Origin of the sequence: Streptomyces sp. NPDC020362 (assembly GCF_040642095.1) — a bacterium.
GTDB lineage: Bacteria > Actinomycetota > Actinomycetes > Streptomycetales > Streptomycetaceae > Streptomyces.
Genome location: NZ_JBFAET010000380.1, coordinates 1 through 4,047, shown reverse-complemented (window position 1 = coordinate 4,047; position 4,047 = coordinate 1). Strand labels below are relative to the sequence as shown.

2 protein-coding genes and 2 pseudogenes are annotated in these 4,047 nt (G+C 68.9%); 2 read left to right on the top strand and 2 right to left on the bottom strand.

Annotated elements, in window-relative coordinates; translation table 11 throughout:
• Positions 1 to 126: 126 nt before the first annotated feature.
• Positions 127 to 224, bottom strand: a pseudogene (locus AB0H32_RS47185).
• A gap of 447 nt (positions 225 to 671) precedes the next feature.
• Between AB0H32_RS47185 and AB0H32_RS47180 the strand changes: the two are divergent.
• Together AB0H32_RS47180 and AB0H32_RS47175 are read left to right on the top strand one after the other, a co-directional pair.
• On the top strand, positions 672 to 1,778 hold the full coding sequence (locus tag AB0H32_RS47180; RefSeq protein WP_361135558.1) for a hypothetical protein: 1,107 nt from the start codon (positions 672 to 674) through the stop codon (positions 1,776 to 1,778).
• Positions 1,779 to 1,861: 83 nt separating this feature from the next.
• Positions 1,862 to 2,982: pseudogene (locus AB0H32_RS47175) on the top strand (IS630 family transposase).
• Positions 2,983 to 3,030: 48 nt separating this feature from the next.
• Here the strand turns inward: AB0H32_RS47175 and AB0H32_RS47170 are convergent.
• On the bottom strand, positions 3,031 to 4,047 hold a 1,017-nt coding region (locus AB0H32_RS47170; RefSeq protein WP_361135555.1), incomplete at its 5' end, for a hypothetical protein.

The following is a 4,047-nucleotide window of genomic DNA, read 5'->3' as shown; positions in this document are numbered from 1 at the left end:
GACGTATGAACCGGCCGGACTGCAGCCGGAACGCCTGGACAAGGACCCCAAGCCGAGGTTGGCCTGGGGTCCTTGTGCTGAACAGCTGCTGTCGCTGCGCGTGAACGATGCCGTCCGTGTGTGGTGTGGCGGAGAGGGCAGGATTCGAACCTGCGTGGGCCCCATGGGGCCCGACCTTGAGGCTTGCTCGCTGGTCCCCGATCAACCACTCCGGGCACCTCTCCCTTGTTCCCGGCCCCGGGTTGTGTCCGGTGCCGTTCATGTGAACTACAGTCGCAGGGACCCCTGACGGGGCGCTGATGGGCCGCTGATGAGGCTGGCAGTCCCTGCTTGCGGCCGTGCAGTCGAGGCAGAGCGGTACCAGATGCGGCAACACCGTGGAACGGGCGATCAACCGGCTGACAACTCCCGCGCGCTAGGTGCCGAGGTGTACCCGCCCTGGTCAGTGTCAGCAGGGTGAGGAAGTTCGGGCCTCTGCCTACGCCCGTGCGAACCAAGGGCAGATGTTCGCCACTCTCAAGAGCATCTGAGAGGGGGTCGCCGATATCTGGCAGGCGGTCGCGGTCGCGGTCGCGGCGGTGGCGGTGTTCTACGCCGAGACGGACGAAAAACACGTTGGCCGGACACTGCCGAGCTGCGACGATACCCCCTGTTTCCCAGGCGGAGGACATTTGTTCGTTTTCGTGTGTGCGGGGTGCGGCGCCAGGCTGACCACCCCGCTGTCCCAGGTTGCCCTGCCGACCCATGCCCACCAGACGTACGGCAACGGGATTCAGCTCCCGGTGCTCATGGAGCCGGGCACGTTCGCCGTGGATCCGGAACCCTGGGGACCGCCGCGGCGGACGTGGGAGGAGATCGATCCGGACGAGGCGACGGCCCGCGGCATCTACGCGCCGGTCTACGCCCTGTCCGACGCCGCGCCCGGCGCGATCGTCATCGCACCCGGGGATGCCCGCGGCACCCTCCTGATCCCGGAGAAGGGTGGCGGCAACTGCTGCGGCCTCGACGGGGCCGACGGGCCCAACATGGCCTGCGAGGCATGCGGCCTGGCCGTGGCAAGCCGGATCGACGACTGCTCGCTCTGGCAGGCTGTGTGGCTCGCCCCCGACGCTGTGCGCCGCCTTGCCGTCGACGATACCGACGTCGTACCGCTGTCCTGGGGAGAGTTGATGAGGGAGGGAAAGAGCACGCCGCCGTTCGAGCCGATCGCCACGTGGGGCTCACGGCTCGGGACCAGCCACTGGTGGTCATGGAGCCCGCAGTGGGAGGCGGCAGCCGGCCGGGCGCTCGCCCACCTGCTGGCGGCCTCGGAAGGCCGGCCGGTGGCCGTCCCGGACGGCCTGATCGCGGAGGTTTTCCAACGCGCCCTCGACGCCCTGCTGCCCGTGGGCCCGTCGGCGAGGCGCGCCGTCCTGGCCGGACCGGGACTGCCCGCCACCGACGCGGACGCCGACATACTCCTCGTGCCGGCCCATCCGCAGACGGGGGAGACCTGGACCCCGGCCGACCCGGCCGACTCGGCATATCCGGTGCCGCTGCCCTTCGGGGTGTGGCTGTGGCTGGCCTTCCCCGAGCCGTACCTGCCCATCCCTGCGTCGGGCGGTATGCCTGACGGTGTCCTCCGCGACGACCCGCCCGCGCCGCGCCCGAGTCACCTGTTCCGGGCCGACCCGGGAGTGTTCCAGCACACGCTGGTCCGGCTGCCAGCCGTCCGCAACCCGTGGCTGCGCGAGATCCTCGAGAACCTCACGCAGCACATGCGATCCCGACTCTTCTAGGGCTCTGACCGCATACGTTCGCCGGGCTGGTGGTCGGGGCGGTCGGATGGGTGGTGACGTCCGGCCCGACCGTTGGAGGTGCGGTGGCTGAGCCTGTCCGTGTGCGCAGACTGACCGACCAGGAGGGGCAGAAGCTGCAGCAGAGCGTGCGCCGGGGGCAGCACCAGCTCGGTGCGCTGACGGCACGCGGTGATGCTGCTGGCCTCGGCCGACGGGAACCGGGTGCCGGTGATCGCCCGACTGGTGCAGGCCGACGAGGACACTGCCCGGGATGTGACCCACTGGTTCAACGCGATCGGCCTGGTCTGTCTGGACCCTCAATGGGCGGGAGGCCGTCCCCGCCTGCTCAGCCCTGACGACGAGGACCCCGTCGTCCAGACGGGCCACCACCCGCCCACCAGGCTCGGCCAGCCCTTCACCCGCCGGTCGTTGCGCAACTTGGTCGCCTACCTGCGGAATGTGCACGGCCGGATGATCCTCATCGGCCGCGAGGCGTTACGCGGTTTACTCGCCCGCCACGGCGCCACCTTCCAGCGCACCAAGGCGTGGAAGGAATCGCCGGACCCCGAGCACAATGCCAAACTGAACCGGATCGAGGAGGCGCTGGACCGCTTCCCGGACCGGGTGTTCGCCTTCGACGAAGTGCGGCTCACTCGGGATCAGGCCCGCCGCGGGTGTCGGCTGGGCTGCGCGCAAACATCCCCACCGGCTGCCGGCCACCTACCACCGAACCCACGGCGTAAGGTACTTTCACGGCTGCTACGCGGTCGATGACGACCGCCTGTGGGGCGTCAACCGCCGCAGGAAGGGCGCCGCGAACACGCCGGCCGCGGCTGAAGTCGATCCGGGCCGCTCGCCCGGACGGTGCACCCATCTACGTGATCCTGGACAACCTGTCCGCCAAGGGCACCGATATCCACCGCTGGGCCAAGAAGAACAAGGTCAAGCTGTGCTCACCCCGACCTGCGGCTCCTGGACGAACCCCATCGAGGCCCACTTCGGAGCACTGCTGCAGTTCACCATCGCCAACTCACACCACCCCAACCACACCGTGCAGACCAGGGCACTGCACGCGTACCTGCGGTGGCGCAACGCCAACGCCCGTCACCACGACGTCCTGGCCGCCGAACACAAAGAACGCGTTCTCATCCGAAGCGAGAAGGGCATTCGCTGGGGTGGACGCCCCCTCGCCACCGCGGCCTGAAGACCCGGAGAACCCATGCGGCCAGAACACCTGGGCGCGTCGCCTCGACTACGCAGTCTTGTAGGCCAGCGAGGCCCTCCACATACGCGCGTCACGGTGATGAAGGAGAAGGGCCCCGACGACCATAACGGCCCCGACGGGGACTAGCAGTAAGTTCCGGACGAGGGGTTCCGACGCGTGGAGAACGAGCATCGCGAAACCGTCCACCAGCGCAAATGCCAGGGGCAGTCCGGCGGAGAAGAGCGTCAACACGGTGTGGACGCTCCTGACGCCACGCCATGCGCCCCACAGCATCCCGGCAATCGGAAGGGCCACAATGAGGAGGATCGTCAGAACGTCGCTGCCCGAGGGGGCCGGAGGCAGGAAAAGCTCCGCAGCCCAGGCAAACGTGAGTAGTGGCACCGCTGTCCTGACCGGCCAGGGACGGGACAGACGGGTCGAGGGCAGTCCCGGCGGGTTGAGGCCGGCCCGCTGGTACACGGGCCGGATCGCCATAGGGAAGGCCGACTTCACCCATGCGTTGGGGTCGATGAGCCGGCCCGTATCGAACTCGGGATCGTCGTCACTGCCAAGTGGCGTGATGTGCGGTGTCCAGTCCGCGTCGAACCAGACCGTCTCACGTACAAAGGTGGTCGGCCCATCCCATCGTTCCTTCCAGCCCTCGCCGCCTTCCGAGGTGGGAGGCAACCCCTTGGGAAAGACGTCCTGCATGGCGGTTCTGAAGGATTCGAACTGCGCGGCGTCGCGCACACCGATCAGCACCAGTCGCTCCGGAGGGCAGCGAGCCACCACCTGCTCCACCTCCCACCTGAGACTGCGTCCCGGGCCGCAGACCTGAAGGACGAGGACCGCGCGGTCCAGCGCCGGGAGGACCTGGCTCTGCCACTCCAGGTCGGAGGGGTAGTGGCGTCCCGCACCGACCTGCGGCAGCCGGTCGCCCGGCCGGCCCAGTGCCACCATGGCGCCGAAGGGTACGACAGCCTGGCGCAGTTGCTCCTCCTCGGTATCGCTGACCGCGCCCCAGGGCCCGTTCCTCATCGAGCCTCTCTGGATCGATGCCAGGCC